Below are 23566 nucleotides of genomic sequence, written 5' to 3' on the forward strand. Positions count from 1 at the left end.
GCGCCGTCAGGCCGGGGCGACCGGCGGGCGGGAGCCGAAGATCGCGGAACCGACGCGCACCCAGCGCGCACCGTGGGCGATCGCCTCCTCGTAGTCGCCGGACATGCCCATCGAGGTGGGAAGGCCCATCCCGTCGGCCATCGCCTTCAGCGCGGCGAAGTGCGGTCCCGGCGCCTCGTCGACCGGCGGGATCGCCATCAGGCCGATCACCGCCAGGCCCAGCGCCTTGCAGCGCTCGACCAGCGCGGCGGCCTCCTCCGGCTCGGCGCCCGCCTTCTGCGGCTCGCGGCCGATGTTGACCTGCACCATGCAGCGCGGCATCCGCCCCACCGCCTCGGCCGCCTTCGCGATCGCCTCGGCGATCCTCTCGCGGTCGACGCTCTCGATCACGTCGAACAGCGCCACCGCGTCCCTGGCCTTGTTGGACTGGAGCGGACCGAGGAGGTGCAGCTCGATGTCGGGGAACTCTTCGCGCAGGGCGGGCCACTTGGCCTTCGCCTCCTGCACGCGGTTCTCGCCGACGATCCGCTGGCCGGCGACGAGCGCGGGGCGGACATGCGCGGCCTCGAAGGTCTTGGTGACGGCGACGAGGTCCACCACATCTGTCCTGCCGGCCCGTTTCATCGCCTCGGCGATCGACCTTTGCACCACAGTCAATCGCTCGGCGACGCCGGCTTCGCTCACTTCACCTGTCATGGCGGTTGACCCTTCGCGCTTGCTAACCCATGGTCCGCCGACATCTCCCACGCCGGTTCCGAACACGAATGAGTACCCACGAGCGTTACAACGCGCCCGCCACCGAAGCCAAGTGGCGCGCCACCTGGGACGAGGCGGACATCTACCGCACGGACAACGACGATCCGCGCCCAAAGTACTACGTGCTGGAGATGTTCCCCTACCCCTCCGGCCGCATCCACATGGGCCACGTCCGAAACTACACGATGGGCGACGTGGTCGCGCGGTACCGCCGCGCCAAGGGCTTCAACGTCCTGCACCCGATGGGGTGGGACGCGTTCGGCATGCCGGCCGAGAACGCGGCGATGCAGAACAACACGCATCCCGCCAAGTGGACCTACGCCAACATCGAGGCGATGAAGAAGCAGCTCAAGTCGATGGGCCTGTCCCTCGACTGGAGCCGCGAGTTCGCGACGTGCGACGTCGCGTACTACCACCAGCAGCAGCGCCTGTTCCTGGCCTTCCTGGAGAAGGGCCTCGTCACGCGCCAGACCCGCAAGGTGAACTGGGACCCCGTCGACAAGACGGTGCTCGCCAACGAGCAGGTGATCGACGGCAAGGGCTGGCGCTCCGGCGCGCCGGTGGAGCAGCGCGAGCTGCCGGAGTGGTGTTTCAAGATCACCGAATACGCCCAGGATCTCCTGGAGGCGCTGGACGGTCTCGACCGCTGGCCCGACAAGGTGCGCCTGATGCAGCGCAACTGGATCGGCCGTTCCGAGGGCCTGATGATGCGTTTCCCGCTGACGGTGAAGGAACCGTCCGGCATCACCGACATAGAGGTTTTCACGACCCGGCCCGACACGATCTTCGGCGCGTCCTTCGTGGCGGTCGCGCCCGGGCACCCGATCGCCAGGGCGGTCGCCGAACATAACCCCGACGTCGCGGCGTTCATCGCCGAGACGCAGAAGATGGGCACCAGCCTCGTCGAGATCGAGAAGGCCGAGAAGCGCGGCATCTTCACCAACCTGCGCGTCGCCCACCCGTTCGACCCCGACGTCACGCTGCCGGTCTACGTCGCCAACTTCATCCTGATGGAGTACGGCACGGGCGCCATCTTCGGCTGCCCGGCGCACGACCAGCGCGACCTCGACTTCGCCCGCAAGTACTCGCTGCCGGTCCAGCCCGTGGTCCGCCCGCGCGACGCCGACGACACCTTCCACGTCGGCGCCGACGCCTTCACCGACGACGGCGTGATCTTCAACTCCGACTTCCTCGACGGCCTGACCATCGCCGAGGCGAAGGAGGCGGTCGCCGGCCGGCTCGAGACCACCATGCTCGACGGCGCGCCGCAGGGCACGCGCAAGGTGAACTTCCGCCTGCGCGACTGGGGCATCTCGCGCCAGCGCTACTGGGGCTGCCCGATCCCGGTCATCAAGTGCGAGGCCTGCGGCATCGTCCCGGTGCCGGACGACCAGCTGCCGGTGAAGCTGCCCGACGACGTCACGTTCGACGTCCCCGGCAACCCGCTGGACCGCCACCCGACCTGGAAGCACGTCACCTGCCCGTCCTGCGGCGCCGAAGCCGAGCGCGAGACGGACACGATGGACACCTTCGTCGACTCGTCCTGGTACTTCGCGCGCTTCACCGCGCCGGACGCCGCCGCGCCGATCGAGAAGGACGTGATGGAGGCGTGGCTCCCCGTCGACCAGTACATCGGCGGCATCGAGCACGCGATCCTGCACCTCCTCTACTCGCGCTTCTTCATGCGCGCGGTGGCGAAGGCGGGCTTCGGCGAGTGCCCCGAGCCGTTCCGCGGCCTCTTCACCCAGGGCATGGTCACGCACGAGACCTTCGGCGGCCTCTTCCGCGACTGGCTGGCGCCGGAGGAGACCCGCCCGGCGACGCCGGAGGAGGCGGCCCGCCTCGCCGCGCACTATGCCCGGCACATCGAGGTGTCGCGCCGGCTGGACAACGATCCGCGCATCGACAGGCAGCTCCTGCACCACTTCCTCGACCCGGCCGTCGAGACCAGCGCCTGCGCGGCCTACGACGCCTTCTTCGCCGAAAGCCGCAGCGAGCCGCTGTTCGAGAAGCGCGTCTGGTTCTCGCCGGAGCACCCGCTGCGGGCGCAGCCGGCGGAGGCGTGGCTCGTCAACGTCACCAAGAACGACCTCACCCCCGCGTTCACCTACGGCGTCGAGAAGATGTCGAAGTCGAAGCGGAACGTGGTCGACCCGGACTCGGTGCTGTCGACCTACGGCGCAGACACCGCCCGCTGGTTCATGCTGTCCGACACCCCGCCCGAGCGTGACATCGAGTGGACCGACGCCGGCTTCGACGCCTCGCATCGCTTCGTGCAGCGCATCTGGCGCCTGGTGCAGGAGTCGGTGCCGCTGATGGACCGTCCGGGCACCGGCGACGGCCTCGCCCTGCGCAAGGCCAGCCACGTCGCCGTCCGCGCCATCGAGGAGGCGATCGAGGGTCTCGGCTTCAACCGCGCCGTCGCCCGCATCTACGAGTGGACCAACGCGCTGCAGAAGGCGCTCGGCGACGACGCGACCCCCGGCCCCGTCCTGCGCGAGAGCGTCGAGGCGCTGATCCGCTGCTTCGCGCCGATGATGCCGCACCTCGCCGAGGAATGCTGGATCGCGATGGGCAACGAGGGCTTCGTCTCCTCGGCCGCGTGGCCGACGGTGGACGAGAGCCTCCTGGTCGAGGACGCCATCACCCTCCCGGTTCAGGTGAACGGCAAGAAGCGCGCCGAGATCACGGTGGCCAAGGACGCGGCCGCCGGGGACATCGAGGCCGCTGTCCTCGAACTGGAAGACGTGAAACGCTTCCTCAACGGTCCACCCCGCAAGGTGATCGTCGTGCCTCAACGGATCGTCAATGTCGTGGCGTAGCGCCATCATCGCCCTCGCGGCGGCTCTCGCCGTCGCAGGCTGCCAGGTCAGGCCGCTCTACCTGGACGCGGCCTCCGGTGGCGTGCGCTCGCCGCAGCCGGACCTGATGGCGATCGCCGTCGATCCGCCGCGCGACCGCACCGAGCAGGTGCTCACCAACGAGCTGAAGTTCCTGTTCCGCGGTGACGGCAGCTCACCCGATGCGCCGCTTTACCGCCTCCGCTTCGTGGTCGACGTCAGCGACGACCGCCTCGCGGTGGAGCTGGAGCAGGACCTGCCGGCGGCGATCCTGGTGACGCTCAACGCGACCTTCATCCTGTCGGAGATCGCGACGCAGCGCACCCTTCTGACCGGCGCCTCGACGGCGACCTCGTCGTACGACTTCTCCTCGCAGCGCTTCGCCAACGAGCGTGCCGAGAAGGACGCGCGCGAGCGGGCGGCACGGTCGATGGCGGAAAACATCTCCGGCCGCATCGCCGCCTACTTCGCGGCCAAGCGCTCCGATTCGTGACCGCAGCGAAGGCCTCCGAGGTCGGGCGGCGCTTCACCCATCGCGATAAGCTGCCGCCGGTGATCCTGGTGTTCGGGCCCGACCGCGGGCTCGTCACCGAGGTCTCCGACGCGATCCTCGCCCTCTTCGCCGACAGCGACGACCCCTTCGCCATCGTCAAGCTCGACGCGGCGGCCGTCGCGTCGGACCCCGCCCGCCTGATCGACGAGGCGGGCACCATCTCGATGTTCGGCGGAAAGCGGCTGATCCTGGTGCGGGATGCGGCGGGGCGGAACATGTCGCCCTCGGTGCAGCCGCTGCTCGACCACCCCCCCACCGATGCGGTGGTCGTGGTCGAGGCGGGGGACCTGAAGCGCGGCACGGGCCTTCGCAAGGACGTCGAGGGTCACGCGCGCGCCGTCGCCGTCTACTGTCCCGCCGATACCGGGCGCGATCTCGACCTGATGATCGAGGAGGAGGCATCCAAGTTCGGCCTCACCATCGACGCTGACGCCCGCGCGGTGCTGCGCGAGCGGCTGGGCGCCGACCGGGCCGCCTCGCGCAACGAGGTGGTGAAGGCCTGCCTCCACGCCGCGGGCGGCGAGGCGGTGACCATCGCCGACATCGACGCCGTGGTCGGCGACGTCGCCGCCAGCGAGATCGGCGAGGCGGTGGACGCGGCCTTCCTCGGCAACCGCCGCGCGCTCGACGCCGTACTGGCGCGGGTCCTGCGCCAGGACAGCGCCGCGGTGCAGATCCTGATGATGGCGCAGCGCGTCTCGCATGCGCTGGAGCTCGCCTCCGTCGCGGTCGCCGCCGGCGCCAGCCCGACGCGGGCGGTGGAGGACGTGCGCCCGCCCCTCTTCGGCTCCCATCGCACGATGGCCCCGCGCGCGCTCGACATCTGGCCGCCCGGCAAGCTGCGCGCCGCCTCCGAGGCGATCGCCGAGGCGACGTTCCGGACGCGGATCATGCCGCACCTCGCCGCCGCGACGACGCGCGACGTGCTGATGCGCATCGCCTCGCAGGTCTCCAGGCGATAGGCGGGCCGCACCGCCGCTTCAATTGTTCGAACAATAGACCAATGCCGGCTCCCGGCATCGGCCCGGCGTGAGTATGCGGCCGCGGAGGCCGCACCGGTTCAGCCGACCTTGCAGCGCTTCAGCTTGGCGAGGGCCTCGGACGCCTGAACCTCGATCTCGCGGAGCTCGGTCATGGTCAGCGCCAGCGCCGCGCTCTGCTCCTCGAGCTGGCTGATCCGGCTGCGGACGCCGTCGAGGAGCGTGGTGAGCTGCTCCTGGTCGCTCTGGTCCGCCTCGTAGAGCTCGAGATAGTCCTTGATGTCCTGCAGCGAGAAGCCGAGACGCTTGCCGCGCTGGACGAGGACGAGGCGCGTCCGCTCGCGCTCGGTATAGATCCGCGTGCTGCCGGCGCGCTTCGGCGAGATGAGTCCCTTCGACTCGTAGAACCGTACGGCGCGCGGCGTCATCCCGAGTTCGTCCGCAAGTTGCGTCACTGTGTAGAACGTTTCGGTCACGGCACGGCGATTCCATACCAGCCGCGGCTGTCCCGCGACCTCGCTCGAGGCTTCCATCCGCATCTCCATCCATGCTGGGTCCCGAGCGAACGCAGCGGCCCGGCCCGGCGGTCAGAATGATCGTCGAAAATGGTATCTCTCTTCCGATTCGTCATGACACTTCAGACGCAGCGGTACGTCCCACGTCCGCGCCCATGCGATAAAGCGCCTATACTGCTGTGAGCTGTCGATCGTCTTGCCCAGCAGCGTCTCTCGCCAGACGAGAGGTTTAGCGAACGCTTTGCTCGGGCGAGTCACAACTTTCGATTGTTGAGATTTTGCATTCCATTGCGTCTGTCATTACACGTTTTTATACACTGATCGGTTTATGTTATGCAAGACAACATAGGCTGAGCTTAGTCGCTACACCCGGTAAAATGTTCTTCAACTCCAATATGGGAGACGAACATTGTCGGTCGACCGTGTGACCTCGCACTATGCCCCGGAAGGCTTCGAGCAGCGGATCGACGACGCCATCCGCGCCGCCGGTCTGAATCCTCAGCATTTCAGTGCATTAGACATTGCACCGATGGACGAATTCCATCTCGGCGGGCTCGACGCGACCCATAGGGTGGCCCAATGGCTCGCAATCGGGCCCGGCGACCGCGTCCTCGATGTCGGCGCGGGGCTGGGCGGACCGGCCCGCGCGGTGGCATCTCAAATGGAATGCCAAGTAACGGGGATGGACCTCACGCCTCAATACGTAGCGCTCGGCAATAAACTGTCCGCCCGCTGCGGCCTCGCCGCCCGCGTGACGCTGATCGAGGGCGACGTCACGAAAGACCTGCCGGATCAGGCGTTTGACGCAGCGATGATGCTCCACGTCGGCATGAACATCGCCGACAAGACGGCGGTCTTCCGGGCGGTGCGCCGGGCGCTGGTCCCCGGCGCCCGCTTCGTCGTCTACGACGTCATGTCGTCGACCGGGCGGCCGCTGGAGTACCCCGTCCCCTGGTCCGCCACCGAGGACACCAGTTTCGTGGAGTCGCCGGAGCAATATATCGAGAAACTTGAAGTTACCGACTTCACTATTGAAACCCAAGGTTCACTTCTGGAGCTCGCGATGGGCGTGCTCGCCGCCGCGCGGGCACGCGCGGAGGCCCACGGCCCGCCCCCGCTCGGCCTCCACGTCCTCTTCGAGGACAAGTACAAGGCGCGCTTCGCTAACCTCATCGCTGCGCTGAACGCCGGGGACATCGCCCCGATCATGATCGTCGCGCGCGCCGCCTGAACGGTCAGGGCGCGGTGAACTCGCCGAGCATCTCGTCCGTGGTCCTCACGCGGGCGTAATGGCCGTCCAGCATCTTGATGGAGGCGTGGTGCCGGTCTTCCTCGTGGGTGGCGCAGCAGTCCGGCAGCAGCGTCACCAGGAAGCCGCGGTCGCACGCGTCGCGCACCGTCGTCTCCACGCACTGGTCGGTGCATACGCCGTAGATCACGAGATACTCGACGCCGAGGTTGCGCAGCACGTACTCGATGTTGGTGCAGTTGAAGATGCCCGACGCGGTTTTCGGGATGATGATCTCGTCGCCCGCCGGCCCGACCTCCGGGATCACCCCCGCCTCCCACGCACCCTTGGGGATGAAGAGGCCGGAGATCATGTGGTCGAGGCTGATGTCCCGACCGTCCTGGGTCAGCGCCTCGATGACGGTGAAGATCACCTCCACCCCCGCCGCACGCGCGGCGCCCTGAAGGCGCTGCTGGTTCGGGATCACGGTGTCGGTCAGGCGGGTCAGGAAGTGCGCGTCGCCCTCCTCGCCGCGGCGGGCCCGCTCGGCGCGCTCGGCGGTCCATTCCATGTTCTGCATGTCGATGGACAGCAGCGCCGTCTTGCCCTTCTCGATGGGACGCTCGCGGTCGGCCGTGGTGGCGGTGGCAACGGTCAGCTTGGGCACGTCTCTCTCTCTCTAGGACCGATCGACCTTGGCGGCGGGGACGAGCCCGTCCGGCCGCACGAGGAGGACCGCGATGACGGTGGTGAGCACGATGGCGTCGCGATAGGGCGACAGGCTATCGGGCAAAAAGGCCTGACTGAAAACCTCCACCGCGCCGACGAAGAAGCCGCCGAGGATCGCGCCCGACAGGCTCCCGAGCCCGCCGAGCACCGTGGCGATGAACGCCTTCAGCACGGGGTAGAAGCCCATCAGCGGATCCACAGAGCCGCGCTGCGCCGTCCACACCACCGCGGCGATGCCGGCGAGGAGGCCGGAGAGCGCGAAGGCGGCGGCGACGACGCGGTCGGCGCGAACGCCGAGGAGCCGCAGCATTTCGAAGTCTTCCGCGGCGGCCCGCATCGCCATCCCCGTCTCAGTGCGCCGCAGGAAGTGCGACAGGCCGAGGAGGGCGAGGAGCGTGGTCCCAACGGAGATCGTCGGGATGACCCCCACCGTGATCTCGCCGATCTGGTACGTGCCGGAGAGCGACGCCGGCAGGGCGATGGGCTTGGGCCGCGCCGAGATCCCGTTCTGGAACAGGACCTTGAGGATCTCGGAGATGGCGAAGCTGGTGATCAGCAGCGAGACCACGCTCGCCCCGCGCATCGCCCGGAAGGCGACGCGCTCCATGGCGACGGCCGCGAAGACCGCCGCGAAGATCCCCGTCGCGACGGCGAGCGGAATCGGCAGGCCGAAGACCGTTGCGGCGAACACCCCGTAGCCGCCCACCGTCATGATCTCGCCGTGGGCGAAGTTGATGAGGCGCACGATGGAGAAGACGATGGCGAGCCCCAGCGCCAGCATCGCGTAGATGCCGCCGAGGGAGAGCGCGTTGACGGCCTGCTGGATGACGTAGTCCATCGCCACCCCCTCAGGCCGCCAGGTAGGCGCCGCGGATGAGGTCGCTGCCGGCGAGCTCCTCCGCCGTGCCCGCGACCGAGACGCGGCCGTTGGCGAGGACCACGACGCGGTCGGCGATCTCGAGGGACAGCGGCACGTTCTGCTCCACCAGGAGCATCGCCAGACCCTCCGCCTTCAGCTCGGCGATGAGGTCGAAGACGCGGTCCACCATCTGCGGCGCGAGGCCCAGCGAGGGCTCGTCGAGCAGGAGGAGGCGCGGGGCGGACATCAGCGCGCGGGCGATCGCCAGCATCTGCTGCTCGCCGCCCGACAGGAGACCCGCCCGCTGGGTGCGGCGCTCGGCGAGGATCGGGAAACGCTCCATCATCGCGCCGCGCAGCCGCTCGGCCTCGGCCCTGTCGGTGTGGAGGCTGCCGGCGACCCTGAGGTTCTCCTCGACCGTGAGCGAGGCGAAGACCCGTCGCCCCTCCGGCACCACGCCGATCCCGGAGCGGATGATCGCCTCGGGCCGCATGCCGATGAGCGCCCGCCCCTCGAACTCGATCGCGCCGCCGGATGCGCGGCGGGCGCCGGCGACGGCCATGAGCGTCGACGTCTTGCCCGCCCCGTTGGCGCCGAGAAGTGCCGTGACGGTGCCGCGCGCGACCTCGAGGTCCACGCCCTTCAGGGCATGGACCGAGCCGTAGTGAACGTCGAGGCCGCGAACGGTGAGCATCGGATCGGTCCCGTCCGCTCAGGGCGCCGGGAGCTTTTCGGGATCCGCCTCGGCACGCGCGACGAATTCCTTCGTGCCGTCGCCATGGATCCTGGCGATCACGACAGGGCGCAGCGGCATCCGGTCCGTCCCCTTGAACGTGAAGTTCGACATGACGCCTTCGCCGTTCTCGATATTCGCAAGCGCGTCGCGCACCGCCTCGGGGTCGGTGCTGCCGGCCGCCTCGACGGCCTGCTCGATCATGTGTGCGATGTCGCAGCCGTTGACGTAGTAGTTGTTGTCCGGCTCGGAGCCCGTCGCCTCGGTGTACTCCTTCACCCAGTCGCCGTAGGGCGAGCCCTCCTCCGGGAAGCCGCCGGAGGTGTGGTAGGTGCCGTCCACCACGTCGCCCAGGCCGCGGATCGTCGGGGTGTCGAGCACGTCGCCGCCCATCACCTGGGTGTCGAGGCCGGCGCCGCGCAGCGCCTTGATGAAGGCCGGGAAGTCCGGCTCCCAGGCCCACGTCACGATGAGGTCCGGCGCCGGCTCGGTCGCCTTGATGTTGGTGACGATGGCCGAGAAGTCGGGCTGGTTGAGCGAATAGAGCGACTCGCCGACCACCTCGCCGCCGTTGCCCTTGAACACCTCCGCGAAGTACTCCGGCCCGCCCATCGTGTAGGCGCTGTCGGGGGACTTCACGATGTAGACCTTCTTGAAGCCCTGCTCCGCCGCGAAGTCGGCGAGGACGGTGCCCTGCTGGTTGTCGGCGGGGTAGGAGCCGAAGATGTAGTCGCCCACCTGGGTGAGCACCGGCGCGGTGCCCGCGAACGTCATCGTCGGGATCCCGGCGGGCTGGGTGATCTGGCCGGCGGCGATGGTGGGGTCGGCGTCGGCGGAGGCGACGATGAACTGCGCGCCGTTGTCCACCATCTCCTGCGCGACCTTGACGGTCTCCGCCATGTCGGAGCGGGTGTCGCGGACGTCGAGGACGACCTGGTACTTGCCGGCGAGGCCGCCCGCCTCGTTCATCTTGTCGACGCAGTACTTGAAGCCGGCGTAGCTCGGCTGGTCGTAGGGGGTGAGGTAGCCGGACTGGGCGCTCATCACGCCGATCCTGTACTCCTCCTGGGCCGATGCCGGGGTGGCGAGGCCGGCTGCGACAAGGATCGCAAGGGCCGAGACGGACGTTCTCATGCGGGTGCTCCTTCCCTGGTGTCTCTGGTGCGGGCTCTGCCGCGGCCGATGTAGGCCTCGATGACCGCGGGATCCCGGCGGATCGCTTCGGGTGTGCCGGATGCAATCACCTTGCCGCGGTTCATCACGACGATGGACGAGGAGAGGCGGTTCACGAACTCGAGGTCGTGGTCGATGAGGAGGAGGCCGATGCCACGCTCCTCGGTCAGCCGGAGGAGGCGGTCGGCGAGGTCGCTCGTCTCGTCCGGGTTCATGCCGGCGGCCGGCTCGTCGAGGAGGATGAGGCTTGGCTCCTGCGCGAGGCAGCGGGAGATCTCGAGGCGCTTGCGCGCGCCGTAGGGGAGCGAGCCGGCGACCATGTCGGCGACCTCGCCTAGCTCCAGCGCCGCGATCTCCCGCAGCGCCAGCGCGCTCGCGGCGTGCGGGGAGTGGCCGGCGGCGAGCGCGGCGACGAGGACGTTCTCGTAGACCGTCAGCGTGCCGAAGAGGCGCAGGTTCTGGAACGTGCGGGCGAGGCCCAGCGGCGCGATCCGGTGCGCCGGCAGCCCCTTCAGCTCGGTCTCGCCGAAGCGCATCGATCCTTCGTCGGCTAAGAACTGTGCCGTGAGAAGGTTCACGACGGTGGATTTGCCGGCCCCGTTCGGTCCGATGAGGCCCGTGACGGTCCCGGGAGGGACCGAGAAATCCGCGTGATCCACGGCCTTTAAGCCGGCAAAGCTTTTCGTTAGCCGGCTCACGGTAAGCGGTTGCGTGGCGTGGACGGGCGCGGCCGGGGCGATCTCGCGTCGCGGAAGGACAACGGCGATCAAACGGCCCAGACCGGGGAAGGTTGCCTCGCGGGTGCCGATCAGCCCTTCCGGCCGGAGCCAGATGATGAGCAGGATCGCCACCGACAGAGCCACGGTCGTGAGGCCGAAGACGGCCGGGAGCTCCACCCCGCCGAGGGTAAAGCCCCCCTCGAGCCGGCGCACCCCGTCCTGCAGCAATGTCACCAGGACGACGCCCGTGACTGCGCCCGAGACGGTGGCCATGCCCCCGATGATGAGCATCGCCACAAGCGAGAAGATGAGGCCGAAGTAGAAGGTCGTCGGCGAGAAGGCGCCCAGCATGAAGCCGTAGAGGGCGCCGGCGATGGCGGCCATCGCGCCCGAGCCGATCCACGCGAGGTAGCGCATCCGCCGCGCGTCGATGCCGAGCGCGGTGGCGGCGGCCTCGTCGTCCCGCACGGCCCGCAGCATCAGACCCCAGCGGCTCTCCCGGTAGAGGCGGGCCAGAACGACGAAGGCGACGGCCGCGCCGAGGGCGACCCAGAAGGTCGTGACCCGCGGAACGCCGAAGAAGGTCTGGCTGCCGCGGGTGATCTCGCGCGCACCGATCAGCACCGAGTGGACGATGATGAGGAGGCCGAGCGTCGCGATGGTGGCGGACGCCCCCCTCAGCCGCGCGATGGCGAGCCCGCTCGCGGCCGCCGCGAGGAGCCCGGCGAGCGCCGCCGGCACCAGCGCCACCCATGGCGAGAGCTCCCACCCCGCGAGCGCGGCGGGAAGCTGCGGCAGGGCGGTGCGCTGCATCAGCGCCGGAAGCGCCAGGATCCCCGCCGTGTACGCCCCGAGCGCCATGAAGGCGGAGTGGCCGAAGGAGACGATCCCCGAGTTGCCGGTGAAGACGCCGAGCGCGACCACCGCGGTCACGAACACGCACATCTGGATGGCGATCCGCTCGCCCGAGCGGCCGAGGACGGCCCACAGCCCGACCGCGACGGCAGTCAGGGCGACGACGATCAGGACCGTCTGCCCGATCTCGCGGGCGAGACGACGGCGCGGCAGGTCAGCAAGGGCGGTCGCAGCCATGATCCCCCGACATCGTTTCAAATGGAAGGAAAGCCTGCACCTTGTTTGTTGTCAAACGAAACGATCTTTCAGGGGGATGGCATTTGCCAGCCCCCGCGCAGTGTGCCACCGGTATAAGATGACCTTGTCCGGCACGACACTTCCCTCGCCGCTCGACCCGGGCGGGCCCCGATGGGAGGGCGGCTGCCTGGGACCCGAGGACCCGCCGCCGGTCATGCGGCTGCGCGAAGGCGCCGCGACGCGCATTCTCCTCACGTGCGATCATGCCGGCCACCGGGTCCCCTCGAACGTCGCGCTGGGGGTCGGAGAGCAAGATCTCTGCCGGCACATCGGTTACGACATCGGCGCCCTCGCGGTGGCGGAGCGGCTGAGCGGCGCGCTGGACGCCGAGCTGATCGCCCAGCGCTACAGCCGCCTCGTCATCGACTGCAACCGTCCGCCGCACGCGCCGGACGCGATGCCGCGCCGCGTCGACGGCACGACCGTCCCCGGCAATGCCGCGATCACGCCGTCCGGGGCAGCCGCCCGGGTGGCCGAGATCTTCATGCCGTACCACGCCGCGATCGAGGCCAGCCTCGACCGGCGGGCCGCGCGGGGCGAGGCGACGGTGCTCGTCGCCGTCCACTCCTTCACGCCGCAGCATCGCGACTATCCGGGCGCGCGACCGTGGCCGATCACCTTCCTCTACAACCGGCAGCCGGCGCTCTCCCTGGCGCTCGCCGCGATCCTCGCCGAACGGGGCGTCAACGCGGGGCTCAACGTGCCCTACGAGGTCGACGACGCCAGCGACTACGCCATCCCAGTGCATGCGGAGCGGCGCGGCATTGTCTCCACGCTCGTCGAGGTGCGCCAGGACACCATCGGCGATGCGGAGGGCGTCGCCGCGGCCGCCGCCCTCCTCGCCGGGATCATCCCCCTCGCCCTCGACCGGATTGCGACCCCATGAGCTCCCCCCGCTTCGCCTTCATCGGAAACCTGGAACTGTCGGCCATCTTCCGCGGGCGGTCGGTTCCCGTCGAGCTTCTCGACCGGGTGCTGAAGTCGGGCATGCCGTGGGTGCCGACCAACGTCTGCCTGTCGGCCTCCAACACGATCCCGCCGGACAACCCCTTCGGCCCGATGGGCGAGACGCGGCTCATCGCCGATCCGAAGCGCAAGATCGTGCTCCCGGCACGCGAGAGCCGCCCGGCGATGGAGGTCTATCTCGCCGACATCACCGAGCCCGACGGTTCGTTCTGGGAGGCATGCGCCCGCAGCCAGCTGAAGCGCGCCCTCGCGGACCTAGAGGACGCCGGCTACAAGCTGAAGGTCGGCTTCGAGCACGAGCTCTACATCCACGGCCTGACCGAGATTTCGGCACCCGCCTACTCGCTGCCCGGCAGCCGCGCAGTGTCGGAGCTGGCGGCTGAGGTGTTCGAGACGCTCGCCACCGCCGGCACCCGCCTCGACCAGTTCATGTCCGAGTTCGGCCACCACCAGTTCGAGATCTCGAGCCCCGTACGCGGCGCGCTGAGGGCGGCGGACGAGGCGGTGTTCGCGCGCGAGACGATCCGCGACGCGGCGCTCGCACGCGGCCTCAGGGCGACGTTCGCGCCCAAGCCGGACCTCACCGAGGCCGGCAGCGGCGTCCACGTCCACATGAGCCTTTGGGACCGGGACGGCACGCCGGTCACGGGGCACAACGGCCAGCCGACGGCGGTCGCGGGGAGCTTCGCGGCCGGGATCCTGCGCCAGATCGATGCGGTGATGGCCTACACCGCGCCGACGCCGAATTCCTACGACCGCATCGCCCCGTCGTCCTGGGTCGGCGCCTTCAACTGCGTCGGGATCAAGAACCGCGAGGCGGCCATCCGCTTCGTCCCGCGCCAGCCGGACAAGGACGGCTCGAATCCCGGCGCGTCGATGGAGTACCGCGTGACGGACGGTTCGGCGAACCCATACCTGACGCTGGCGGCACTCGTCCGCGCCGGCCTCGCCGGGATTCGCGACGAGCTGCCGGTGCCGGTGAGCGTCGACCAGGACCCCGCGACGCTCTCGGAGGAGGAGCGCTCCGCCCGCGGCATCCGCCGGGTCGCCGCCTCGCTGCCGGAGGTGCTCGCCGCCGCCGAGCCGTTCGCGGCGGAGTGGTTCGGCGAGACGTTCTGGCGGGCCTACGGCTCGGTCCGCCGCAACGAGATCAACGATGCGGCGAAGTCGTCGAACTACGGCGCCCAGCTCGCCCGGGTGCTCTGAAGCCTACCCGTCGCGCAGCCAGCGCCCGATCGCGTCCCGCTCGTCGGCCGTCATCCCGGTGACGTTGCCGGGGGGCATGGCGTGGGAGAGGACGGCCTGGCGGGCGATGCGCGAGGCTTCCCTGGCAATGTCGTAGTCGGTCTCGAGGACGACGCCGAGCGGGGGGTGCACCATGCCCTCCCAGAGCGGCTGGCGCGAATGGCACATGGAGCAGCGCGCCAGGATCACGTTCTGCGCCTCCGGGAAGGCGTCCGACGCGACCAGCGCGGTCATGCCCGCGTCCATCGGGTCGAAGGGGATGCCGGCGGCCTCCTCCTGCGGCATCGACCGCACCAGCGGGTAGGTGGAGAGCGCCACCATCGCCAGGAACAGCATCACCGTCACGACCCAGGTCCAGACGAGGTGCCGCCCGGTCGCGTGCTTGGTGTTGAAGTAGTGGCGGATCACGGCGCCCATCACCAGGACGATGGCGATGATCACCCAGGAGAAGCGCGTCGACGTCGCCAGCGGGTAGTGGTTGGCGAGGAAGAAGAAGATGACCGGCAGCGTCAGGTAGTTGTTGTGCAGCGAGCGCTGCTTGGCGATCTTCCCGTACTTCGGGTCCGGCCGCCGCCCGGCGATGAGGTCCGCCACCACCACGCGCTGGTTGGGGATGATCACCATGGCGACGTTGGCGGCCATGATCGTCGCCGTCATCGCCCCCACGTGGATGAATGCGCCGCGCCCGGAGAAGACGTGGGTGAGGAGGAAGCCCACGACCACCATGAACAGGAACAGGATGATGAAGACGGTGGTGTCGCCGGCCTCCATCAGCCGCTTGCAGAGCTGGTCGTAGACGATCCAGCCGGCCACCAGGACGATCAGCGAGATGACGATCGCCCCGCCGGTCGAGAGCGGCATGACGGTGGGGTCGATGAGGTAGAGGTGCGCGCCGGCGTAGTACATCAGGCAGAGCAGCGCGAAGCCGGAGAGCCAGGTGGTGTAGGCCTCCCACTTGAACCAGACGAGGTCGTCCGGCATGTGCTCCGGCGCGACGCCGTATTTCTGGATGTGGTAGAAGCCGCCGCCGTGGACCTGCCACTCCTCGCCGAGCACGCCGGCGGGGGCGGACTTCGCCTTCTTCAGGCCGAGGTCGAGGGCGATGAAGTAGAACGACGAGCCGATCCAGGCGATCGCTGCCACGATGTGGAGCCACCTGAGGGCGAACATCGACCACTCCCACAGGTATTCCAGGACCATCGCCACCTCCCGTCATGCCCGCGCCCGCGGGGATCGGGGTGGGTCATGCGAGAACGATGCCGCCGCGCGAACGGGGCGACAACCACGGATCGCGCTGTCTCCCCAGAGCCCTCCCCCGGTCCTGCGATTGCCGGTGCCGCCGCGCCCTCCCCTGCCGGCGTCGCGCCACGGCGGCGAAGGCCCGGCGACTGGCACCCGTCCTGCAGGACTTCAGCCGCGCCGCCGGGGGCACCAATGCGGCCGCACCTGCTCCGCGATGCGTCGCGGCGGGCGGCGCCGGGTTCCTCGCGGCAGGGCCCTCGCCACGGGGGCGGACGGACGCATGGAGGGGAGAACGACCATGGCGATGAAGGGCCTCGGGACACCGGAGCAGCTCAGGGATCCGAACTACATGCCGCCGCTCGCCAAGGCGGTGCCGCTGGGCATCCAGCACATCCTCGCGATGTTCATCTCGAACGTTACGCCGGCCATCATCGTCGCCGGCGCCGCGGGATTCGGGTTCGGGACGCCGGGCGTCGGCGATCTCGTCTACATGATCCAGGTGTCGATGACCTTTGCAGGCATCGCGACGCTGTTCCAGACGATCGGTTTCGGCGTCGTCGGTGCGCGGCTGCCGATCGTGCAGGGCACCAGCTTCGCCTTCATCCCGATCATGATCCCGCTCGTCGCCGGCCAGGGCGTCGAGGCGATGGCGACGATCACCGGCGGCGTCATCTGCGGCGGCCTGTTCCACGCCTCGCTGGCGCCGTTCGTCGGCCGGATCCGCTTCGCGCTGCCGCCGCTGGTGACCGGCCTCGTGGTGCTGATGATCGGCCTCGCGCTCGTGCGGGTCGGAATCCAGTACGCGGCGGGCGGCGTCCCGGCGATCGGCACGCCCGAGTTCGGTTCGGCGAAGAACTGGTTCGTCGCCGGCGTGGTGATCCTCGTGACGCTCGGACTGAAGTTCTTCGCCCGCGGGCTGTGGTCGATCTCGGCGATCCTCGTCGGCCTCGTCGCCGGCTACCTGGTTTCGCTGGTCCTCGGCATGGTGTCCTTCGGCAACGTCGCCCGCGCGTCCTGGCTGCTGGTACCCGAGCCCTTCCACTTCGGTGTCGAGTTCTCGTTCGCGGCGATCATCGGCTTCTGCCTCATGGGTGTGATCTCGGCGATCGAGACGGTGGGCGACGTGTCGGGCATCACCAAGGGCGGCGCCGGGCGCGAGGCGACGGACGTCGAGATTCGCGGGGCGACCTTCGCGGACGGCCTCGGCTCGGCCATCGCCGGCGTCTTCGGCGCGCTGCCCAACACCTCGTTCTCGCAGAACGTCGGGTTGATCGCGATCACAGGCGTGATGAGCCGGCACGTCGTCACGATCGGCGCGATCTTCCTCATCGTCTGCGGCTTCGTACCGAAGATCGGCGCGGTGATCGCGACGATACCGATCGAGGTGCTGGGCGGCGGCGTCATCGTGATGTTCGGGATGATCGTCTCGGCCGGGGTGAGCATGCTGGCGGAGGTCGACTGGGACCGGCGCAACATGGTGATCTTCGGCGTCGCGCTGTCGGTCGGGCTGGGACTGCAGCTGGAGCCGGACGCGCTGCAGCACGCGGACCCGACGGTGAAGGTGCTGCTGTCCTCCGGACTGCTGCCGGCGGCCTCCATCGCCATCCTCCTGAACCTCCTGCTGCCGCAGACGCTCCCGGACGACCAGACGGTCGAGGAGCCGGAGGGCGTGCGCCACGACGCCTACCTGCGGTCGACGCCGTCCCACTGACCGGGGCCGTGGGCTAGCCGGAGGTGCCGGCGACTGGTTCGGATGCGCCGAGGCGGTGGAGCGCCTCCGCCGTCGGCGGCGCGTTGCGAAGGAGGGTGTCGAGCGCGTCCGGCTCGTGCCGGCGCGCCACTTCGAGGTCGTGGCGCACCCCGTCTCTCGTCCCGGCGTCCGCGGCTTGCAGCTCGATATCGGCGAGCACGAGACGCTGCATCGCGACACGCGCGGTGTTGGGCGCGAGGACGCGGGATCGGGCCGCTGCCGTGCGCGCGAAGTCGTCGAACCCCGCGGATGCGGCGGCGATCGCGGCGACGCTCCAGGCGTAGGCGTTGGCCGGGGCCGCCTCGATCCCCGCGAGCGCCAGCTTCAGGGACAGCCGTTCCTCCTGCCAGCGGAGGGATGCGGTGCTGGCCCGGTCCAGCATGTAGAGCGAGCGGTTGTAGAGCGCGGCGGACGACTGCGGGTACCAGCTGTCGAGTCCGACGGCGACGCGGCTCTTCGCCGAGAGCCCGGGCGCGTCTGCGACGATCGCGCCGAAGGCGGCAAGGCCCATGGCGAGGAGCGCGGCGCACGACAGGCGCACGGCCCACCGACCGAACGGCCGGGTATTGCGGTTGCCGGTAGACTGCATTCTTGTCCCAACCCTATCTTTCCTCGAAGGTGAACGACTTCCGCCGAAAACGGCGCCGGCGCTCGCCTTCGTTCCGGCCGTGGATCGAGGAGGCTCCCGTTGCTCCGTTTCTTGCGCCGCACCCGGCACGCGGGAACCTCACCCGTCGTTGCATCCTATGATAGAATTTACGCCGTGGGAGACGTCCACGGTCAAGCCCATTGTCTCGATGCGCTGATGGATCGCATCGAGGCCGACCGGTTGACGCACGACGACGAGCGCCGGTCGCGGATCGTATTGCTGGGGGACTACATCGACCGCGGGGCGGACAGCCGGGCGGTGCTGGACCGTGTCGCGGCGCTGCTCGACGAGGGCGCGGTGGCGCTGGCGGGCAATCACGAGGACGCGCTGCTCACGTTCCTGCGCAGCCCGGTGGCAGGAGCAAGCTGGCTGACCTTCGGCGGCGTCCAGACCCTCGCCTCCTACGGGATCGCCCCGCCCCGGCATGAGGCGGCGGAGGAGCTGTCGGACATCGCCGCCGCGCTCGCCGAGGCGATGGGCGACCACGTCGCGCTGCTGCGCCAACGCCTGATGCGCTACCTCGTGAGCGGGGACGTGGTGTTCGTGCACGCCGACCTGGAGCCGCGGGTCGACCTCGATGCGCAGGACGAGCGGGTGATGCTGTGGGGCCATCCGACCGACCCCGGCGCGCCGTGGCGGCCGGGCAAGCTCGTTGTCCACGGTCATTATGCCGAGCCGAAGCCGGTGCGGAGCGAGGGCCGCATCGGCGTCGACACGGGCGCCTACTTCACCAACACCCTCACAGCCGTTCGCCTCGACGAGAGTGTCGGGTTCATCCGGAGCAGCGACCCGGCGCCGTAGGCACGGCGGCGGGCCACACGAAAAAAGGCCCCGCCCGATGGACGGAGCCTTCGTCGGTTACGCGGCGAGGGCAAGCGCCGGGCGGGCCGCCGGACGCTCCGGGCGGAGCTCGGCGGCGACGCTGTCGGCCACCATCTCGGCGGTCGCGGCGGAGAGGGTCCAGCCGAGGTGGCCGTGGCCGGTGTTGTAGAAGACGCCCGCGTGCTTGCCGCGGCCGACGCGGGGCAGCATGGAAGGCATCATCGGCCGCAGGCCCGCCCACGGCACGGCGTGCTCGGTGGAGAGCGCCGGGAAGTACTTCTCGCACCAGGACACCAGCGGGCGGATGCGGTCGGCGCGGATGTCGAGGTTGTCGCCGTTGAACTCGGCGGTGCCGGCGATGCGCAGGCGGTCCTCGCCGAGCCGGCTCGCCACGATCTTGGCGCGGTCGTCGAGGAGGCTCACCCACGGCGCGGCCGCACGGCTCAGCTCGTCCTTCAGCTCCACGGTGATGGAGTAGCCCTTCACCGGGTAGATGTTGACCGTATCGCCGAGGGAGCGGGCGATGTCGCGGCTCTTGATGCCTGCGGCGACGACGACGCCATCGAACATCTCCTCCACGCCGTCCGCGCGGACCCGCGCGCCGCCATCGACGGCGGCCACGTCCTCGACGATCACACCGAAGCGCAGGCTGGCACCGCGGCGCACGCAGGCGCGGGCGAGGCCCATGGTGAACTTGTGGATGTCACCCGACGCGTCGCTCTCGGTGAAGAAGCCACCGACGAAGTCGCCCTTGAGCGCCGGCTCGATCTCGCGGATCTCGGAGGCCGACAGCTCGCGGCGGTCGAGGCCGCCCTCGGCGAGGAGGACGTTCACGTCGCGGGCGTGCGCCATGTCCTTCGGGGTCGAATAGAAGTGCAGGATGCCGCGCTTCTCGAGGTCGAAGTCGATGCCCTCGCGCTCGGCCATGTCGAACAGCACCGAACGGGCGGCGATGGCGAGACGGACGGTCTCCACCGTGTTGGCGCGGTAGTTCGGGATGTTGGCCAGGAACTCGGCCATCCAGCGCATCTTGTGGAGCGACGGGCGCGGGTTGACGAGGAGCGGAGCGTCCGCCTGGAGCATCCACTTGAGGCCCTTCAGCACGGTGCCCCACTGGGTCCAGGTCTCGGCGTTGGAGGCGGAGAGCTGGCCGCCGTTGGCGAAGCTCGTCTCCATCGCGGCATAGCGGTTGCGCTCGTAGACGGTGACGTCGAAGCCACGGTCGAGGAGGGCATAGGCGGTCGTGAGGCCGGTCACGCCGGCACCGATGACGGCAATATGGGTCACAGAGGGCTCCTGCAGCACGGGCGGCGTCGATGGTTGCCGCGTTGCCCCCTCCGTGCTGGAACCTGAGAGCTTCGCCCCGAGGGGCTTTCTCCTTCGGTGGGCCGTCCGATGGCGGACGACCGCTTTCCGGAGTGTGGAGACGACACCGGTCCTGGGACCTGAGAGTTTCCGGGGCGGTTGCTCCTTCGGCGGTGGGGCGGACCCCACCTTCTCCCGGTGCCGTCTTAATACTGCGCACATAAGATATCGGCCCGAAATCCGCAAGATCTCGACGGTGATATTCTTGCCGTCCGAACGGGGCCACGGCGCGCCCCGCGCGGCGAGGTTCGATCCGGTCCAGCCACCACGCTCCGATCGGACATCGACGAAAGTTCCATGGGTCATGTCTGGCATGACCCTTGGCATGGCGGTAAAAAACGCCGCGGATCCCGGGCGGTTTTCGCCGGAAGGACCAAAGTCCTCCTATATCATGGGATAGTGAACCATTGGCCGCCTCACGCGTTGGCCTAGCACACATTCACGGTGATCGAGTTCCGCGGGGCCTGAGCCAGAGCCCGACCTTGTGCGGACCCGACGCCGTCCGAAACCATCCGAAGTGAGGGATTATCGTGGCGTACGCATCCGAGCCGCACTCGCGGCCTCGCGGCCACTGGGCAACGACCATACTTGCCGTGGTCGTCGCCCTTCTGGGCCTCCCGCTGCTGGGCCTTGGCGCCTGGCTCATCGTCCTCGGCGGCAGCTGGTACTACGGCCTCGCCGGCCTCGGCCTGATCATCGTCGCCGTGCTTCTCGCGCAGCGCAGCATGGCCGCCATCTGGCTCTACCTGCTCGTCTGGCTCGGCACGCTGGGATGGGCCTACTGGGAGGTGGGCACCGACTGGTGGGCGCAGGTCCCGCGCGTCGTCGCGCCGACGGTGCTCTTCGTCATCATCCTCCTCTTCACCCCCCTCCTCGGCCGTCGCACACGCGAAGGTGCACTGTGATCCGTACCACTCCGCTCCATTCGAAGCTCGCCGCCGCGCTCATCGTCACGAGCGCGCTCACCGCCCCCGCCCTCGCGCAGGACACGCAACCCGCGCCCGCCGCGACCGAGGCACCCGCCTCCCCCGCCACCACGGACACCGCCCCGGACGCGACCGCCGCCCCGGACGCTCCAGCGGCCGCCGAGGCCACCCCGGACGCTCCGGCCGCTCCGGCCGCCGCCGAGGCCGAAGCGCCCGCCGCCGCGCCCGATGCGGCTGCCACCGGTGCCACCGCCGCAACGTCCCCGGAGGACGGTGCCACGGATGCCGGCGCGACCGATCAGGCTGCAACCGGCGAGGCCGGCACCGCCGCGACCGAGGGTGCCGAAGCGGCCCCGGCGGCCGAAACGCCGGGCGCCACGACGCAGGTCGCCGCCGAGAGTGATGAGCGCGCCCCGCAGCCGCAGCCCGAGGTCGGCCAGGACTGGCCGTTCTGGGGCGGCGACGCGAACGCGCAGCGCTACTCCCCGCTCGACCAGATCACGCCGGAGAACGTCGGCAACCTCGAGCGCGCCTGGACCTTCCATACCGGCGACCTCCCCGAGGGCGCGGCCATCGGCAAGTACTCGCCGGAGAACACCCCGGTGAAGGTCGGCGATGCGCTGCTCATGTGCTCGGCGATGAACATCCTCATCTCCATCGACGCCGCCACCGGCGAGGAGAACTGGCGCTACGACCCGAAGGTCTCGCCCGACGCGATCCCCTACGGCGCCACCTGCCGCGGCGTCTCCGTCTACACCGCGCCGGAGCTGCCGGAGGACGCGCCCTGCAAGACGCGCGTGATCGAGGGCACCGTCGACGCGCGCCTGATCGCCGCCGACACCCGGACGGGCGAGCTCTGCCAGGACTTCGGCGACAGCGGCCAGATCGACCTCTGGGACGGCATCGGCGAGAAGGTGCCGGGCTGGTACGCCGTGACGGCCCCGCCCGCCATCGTGCGCGGCATCGCGGTCACCGGCGCGCAGGTCAAGGACGGACAGGCCGAGGACGCGCCGTCCGGCGTCATCCGCGGCTATGATGCCGTGACGGGCAAGCTCGCCTGGGCCTGGGACCTCGGCGCCCCCGAGGCGATGAAGAACGGCCCGCCGGAAGGCGAGACCTACACCCGCGGCACGCCCAACATGTGGACCACCGCGACGGCGGACGAGGAGCTCGGCCTCGTCTACCTGCCACTCGGCAACTCGTCGGTCGACTACTGGGCGTCCAACCGCTCCGAGGCGGAGAACGACTGGTCGACGTCACTCGTCGCCATCGACGTTCTGACCGGCGAGCCGAAGTGGTCCTTCCAGACCGTGCACAAGGACGTCTGGGACTACGACCTCGGCAGCCAGGTGACGCTGATCGACTACCCGAACGGCGACGGCGGGACGGTGCCGGCGGTCATTCTGCCGTCGAAGCAGGGCGACATCTACATCCTCAACCGCGAGACGGGCGAGGCGCTGACCCCGGTCGGCGAGGTCGACGTGCCGACCACCGGCGAGCTGGAGCCGGACACGCTGTCCAAGACGCAGCCGGTGTCCGAGTGGCACACACTGCGCAAGGATCCGCTCCAGGAAAAGGACATGTGGGGCTTCACCCCCATCGACCAGCTCTGGTGCCGCATCCAGTTCCGCCTGTCGAGCTATGACGGCTTCTACACGCCGCCGACCGCCGACAAGTTCTGGATCCAGTACCCCGGCTATAACGGCGGCAACGACTGGGGCTCGATCGCCTACGATGCGGACGCCGGTCTCATCATCGCCAACTACAACGACATCCCGAACCACAACCGCCTGATCCCGCGGGAAGAGGCCGACGAACTCGGCATCAAGCCGATCTACGAGCAGGGCAACCAGGGCGCCAACGCGGAAGGCGCAGGCGATGCGCAGGCCGGCTCGCCGTACGCGATCAACGTCAACGCCGGCTGGCGCAACGACGTGACGGGCGTTCCCTGCACCGCGCCGCCCTACGGCGGGATCCGCGCGATCGACATCAAGACCGGCGAGACCGTGTGGGACCGTCCGCTGGGCACCGCGCGCCGCAACGGGCCGTTCGGGATCCCCTCGCACCTCCCGTTCACCATCGGCCTGCCCAACAACGGCGGCTCGGTCGTGACGAAGGGCGGGCTCATCTTCATCGGCGCCGCGACGGACAACCTCTTCCGCGCCATCGACGTGAAGACCGGCGAGACGGTGTGGAGCGACGTGCTCGACCAGGGCGGCCAGGCCAACCCGATCACCTACGAGGTGAACGGCGAGCAGTTCGTCCTCATCGGCCCGGGCGGCCACCACTTCATGGAGACGCCGATTGGCGACGAAGTGATCGCCTACAAGCTGCCGAAGGGCTGACGCGGCCGGGCCGGTCCCC

The 23566-nt window shown here is 69.5% G+C and carries 20 protein-coding genes, 2 pseudogenes and 1 riboswitch; of the genes and pseudogenes, 12 read left to right on the plus strand and 10 right to left on the minus strand.

Features of this window, described 5'->3' with window-relative positions; translation table 11 throughout:
- Nucleotides 1–6: 6 nt before the first annotated feature.
- The gene (locus DLJ53_RS02310; protein ID WP_111341990.1) at nucleotides 7–696 is read right to left on the minus strand and encodes a YggS family pyridoxal phosphate-dependent enzyme; all 690 of its coding nucleotides are present in this window, start codon (nucleotides 694–696) and stop codon (nucleotides 7–9) included.
- A 68-nt stretch (nucleotides 697–764) separates the two neighbouring features.
- On the opposite strand from DLJ53_RS02310, the pseudogene leuS reads away from it, so the two are divergent.
- The 5 genes and pseudogenes from leuS to holA all read left to right on the plus strand — a co-directional run.
- Nucleotides 765–2570, plus strand: a pseudogene (leuS, locus tag DLJ53_RS36510) (leucine--tRNA ligase); the annotation flags it as partial.
- 300 nt (nucleotides 2571–2870) lie between these two features.
- Nucleotides 2871–3008, plus strand: a pseudogene (locus DLJ53_RS36590) (class I tRNA ligase family protein); the annotation flags it as partial.
- Nucleotides 3009–3062: 54 nt separating this feature from the next.
- Nucleotides 3063–3578 (plus strand): class I tRNA ligase family protein, encoded by a 516-nt coding sequence (locus tag DLJ53_RS36595; protein ID WP_404801137.1) that lies wholly within the window; start codon nucleotides 3063–3065, stop codon nucleotides 3576–3578.
- Nucleotides 3565–4089 carry an LPS assembly lipoprotein LptE gene (gene lptE / locus DLJ53_RS02320; RefSeq protein ID WP_111341994.1) on the plus strand — a complete coding sequence of 175 codons (525 nt, stop codon included), beginning with the start codon at nucleotides 3565–3567 and terminating at the stop codon, nucleotides 4087–4089. Before DLJ53_RS36595 ends, lptE begins: the two co-directional genes overlap by 14 nt.
- On the plus strand, nucleotides 4086–5111 hold the full coding sequence (gene holA, locus DLJ53_RS02325) for a DNA polymerase III subunit delta (protein WP_111341996.1): 1026 nt from the start codon (nucleotides 4086–4088) through the stop codon (nucleotides 5109–5111). The genes lptE and holA overlap by 4 nt, the downstream gene beginning before the upstream one ends.
- Nucleotides 5112–5209: 98 nt before the next feature.
- Here the strand turns inward: holA and DLJ53_RS02330 are convergent, their stop codons facing one another.
- Nucleotides 5210–5662, minus strand: coding sequence for a MerR family transcriptional regulator (locus DLJ53_RS02330; RefSeq protein ID WP_111341998.1), 453 nt, complete (start codon nucleotides 5660–5662; stop codon nucleotides 5210–5212).
- 391 nt (nucleotides 5663–6053) lie between these two features.
- Between DLJ53_RS02330 and DLJ53_RS02335 the strand changes: the two genes are divergently transcribed.
- A complete protein-coding gene (locus tag DLJ53_RS02335) occupies nucleotides 6054–6875 on the plus strand; it encodes an SAM-dependent methyltransferase (protein WP_111342000.1) in 822 nt (273 codons plus the stop codon).
- A 4-nt stretch (nucleotides 6876–6879) separates the two neighbouring features.
- Here the strand turns inward: DLJ53_RS02335 and DLJ53_RS02340 are convergent, their stop codons facing one another.
- The 5 genes from DLJ53_RS02340 to DLJ53_RS02360 are packed head-to-tail and all read right to left on the minus strand — an operon-like array spanning nucleotide 6880 to nucleotide 12177.
- Nucleotides 6880–7539, minus strand: coding sequence for a cysteine hydrolase family protein (locus tag DLJ53_RS02340; RefSeq protein ID WP_202912962.1), 660 nt, complete (start codon nucleotides 7537–7539; stop codon nucleotides 6880–6882).
- Between the two features lie 12 nt (nucleotides 7540–7551).
- Complete coding sequence (locus DLJ53_RS02345; RefSeq protein ID WP_111342002.1) at nucleotides 7552–8439, minus strand: branched-chain amino acid ABC transporter permease; 888 nt, start codon at nucleotides 8437–8439, stop codon at nucleotides 7552–7554.
- Nucleotides 8440–8449: 10 nt separating this feature from the next.
- Complete coding sequence (locus DLJ53_RS02350; RefSeq protein WP_111342004.1) at nucleotides 8450–9154, minus strand: ABC transporter ATP-binding protein; 705 nt, start codon at nucleotides 9152–9154, stop codon at nucleotides 8450–8452.
- Nucleotides 9155–9172: 18 nt separating this feature from the next.
- Complete coding sequence (locus tag DLJ53_RS02355) at nucleotides 9173–10327, minus strand: ABC transporter substrate-binding protein (protein ID WP_111342006.1); 1155 nt, start codon at nucleotides 10325–10327, stop codon at nucleotides 9173–9175.
- Nucleotides 10324–12177 (minus strand): branched-chain amino acid ABC transporter ATP-binding protein/permease, encoded by a 1854-nt coding sequence (locus tag DLJ53_RS02360; RefSeq protein ID WP_111342008.1) that lies wholly within the window; start codon nucleotides 12175–12177, stop codon nucleotides 10324–10326. Before DLJ53_RS02360 ends, DLJ53_RS02355 begins: the two co-directional genes overlap by 4 nt.
- A gap of 124 nt (nucleotides 12178–12301) precedes the next feature.
- Between DLJ53_RS02360 and DLJ53_RS02365 the strand changes: the two genes are divergently transcribed.
- The gene (locus DLJ53_RS02365) at nucleotides 12302–13123 is read left to right on the plus strand and encodes an N-formylglutamate amidohydrolase (RefSeq protein WP_162408785.1); all 822 of its coding nucleotides are present in this window, start codon (nucleotides 12302–12304) and stop codon (nucleotides 13121–13123) included.
- On the plus strand, nucleotides 13120–14409 hold the full coding sequence (locus DLJ53_RS02370) for a type I glutamate--ammonia ligase (RefSeq protein WP_111342010.1): 1290 nt from the start codon (nucleotides 13120–13122) through the stop codon (nucleotides 14407–14409). Before DLJ53_RS02365 ends, DLJ53_RS02370 begins: the two co-directional genes overlap by 4 nt.
- 3 nt (nucleotides 14410–14412) lie before the next feature.
- Here the strand turns inward: DLJ53_RS02370 and DLJ53_RS02375 are convergent, their stop codons facing one another.
- A complete protein-coding gene (locus DLJ53_RS02375; RefSeq protein WP_111342012.1) occupies nucleotides 14413–15648 on the minus strand; it encodes a urate hydroxylase PuuD in 1236 nt (411 codons plus the stop codon).
- Nucleotides 15649–15988: 340 nt separating this feature from the next.
- On the opposite strand from DLJ53_RS02375, the gene DLJ53_RS02380 reads away from it, so the two are divergent.
- Nucleotides 15989–17401, plus strand: a complete 1413-nt coding sequence (locus DLJ53_RS02380; protein WP_111342014.1) for a uracil-xanthine permease family protein — start codon at nucleotides 15989–15991, stop codon at nucleotides 17399–17401.
- A 13-nt stretch (nucleotides 17402–17414) separates the two neighbouring features.
- On the opposite strand, the gene DLJ53_RS02385 is transcribed toward DLJ53_RS02380, so the two are convergent.
- Nucleotides 17415–18029, minus strand: a complete 615-nt coding sequence (locus DLJ53_RS02385; RefSeq protein ID WP_111342016.1) for a hypothetical protein — start codon at nucleotides 18027–18029, stop codon at nucleotides 17415–17417.
- Nucleotides 18030–18203: 174 nt separating this feature from the next.
- Here DLJ53_RS02385 and DLJ53_RS02390 point away from each other — a divergent pair, with 174 nt between their 5' ends.
- Complete coding sequence (locus DLJ53_RS02390) at nucleotides 18204–18890, plus strand: metallophosphoesterase (protein WP_162408787.1); 687 nt, start codon at nucleotides 18204–18206, stop codon at nucleotides 18888–18890.
- A gap of 57 nt (nucleotides 18891–18947) precedes the next feature.
- On the opposite strand, the gene DLJ53_RS02395 is transcribed toward DLJ53_RS02390, so the two are convergent.
- Complete coding sequence (locus DLJ53_RS02395; RefSeq protein WP_111342020.1) at nucleotides 18948–20198, minus strand: D-amino acid dehydrogenase; 1251 nt, start codon at nucleotides 20196–20198, stop codon at nucleotides 18948–18950.
- 136 nt (nucleotides 20199–20334) lie between these two features.
- Nucleotides 20335–20424, minus strand: a riboswitch (glycine riboswitch).
- Nucleotides 20425–20806: 382 nt separating this feature from the next.
- Here DLJ53_RS02395 and DLJ53_RS35895 point away from each other — a divergent pair.
- Nucleotides 20807–21181 (plus strand): glucose dehydrogenase, encoded by a 375-nt coding sequence (locus tag DLJ53_RS35895; RefSeq protein WP_111342022.1) that lies wholly within the window; start codon nucleotides 20807–20809, stop codon nucleotides 21179–21181.
- Nucleotides 21178–23547, plus strand: a complete 2370-nt coding sequence (locus DLJ53_RS02405) for a pyrroloquinoline quinone-dependent dehydrogenase (RefSeq protein WP_202913072.1) — start codon at nucleotides 21178–21180, stop codon at nucleotides 23545–23547. Before DLJ53_RS35895 ends, DLJ53_RS02405 begins: the two co-directional genes overlap by 4 nt.
- The last annotated feature ends 19 nt before the right edge of the window (nucleotides 23548–23566 follow it).

This window comes from Acuticoccus sediminis, from assembly GCF_003258595.1.
GTDB classification, from domain to species: Bacteria; Pseudomonadota; Alphaproteobacteria; order Rhizobiales; family Amorphaceae; genus Acuticoccus; species Acuticoccus sediminis.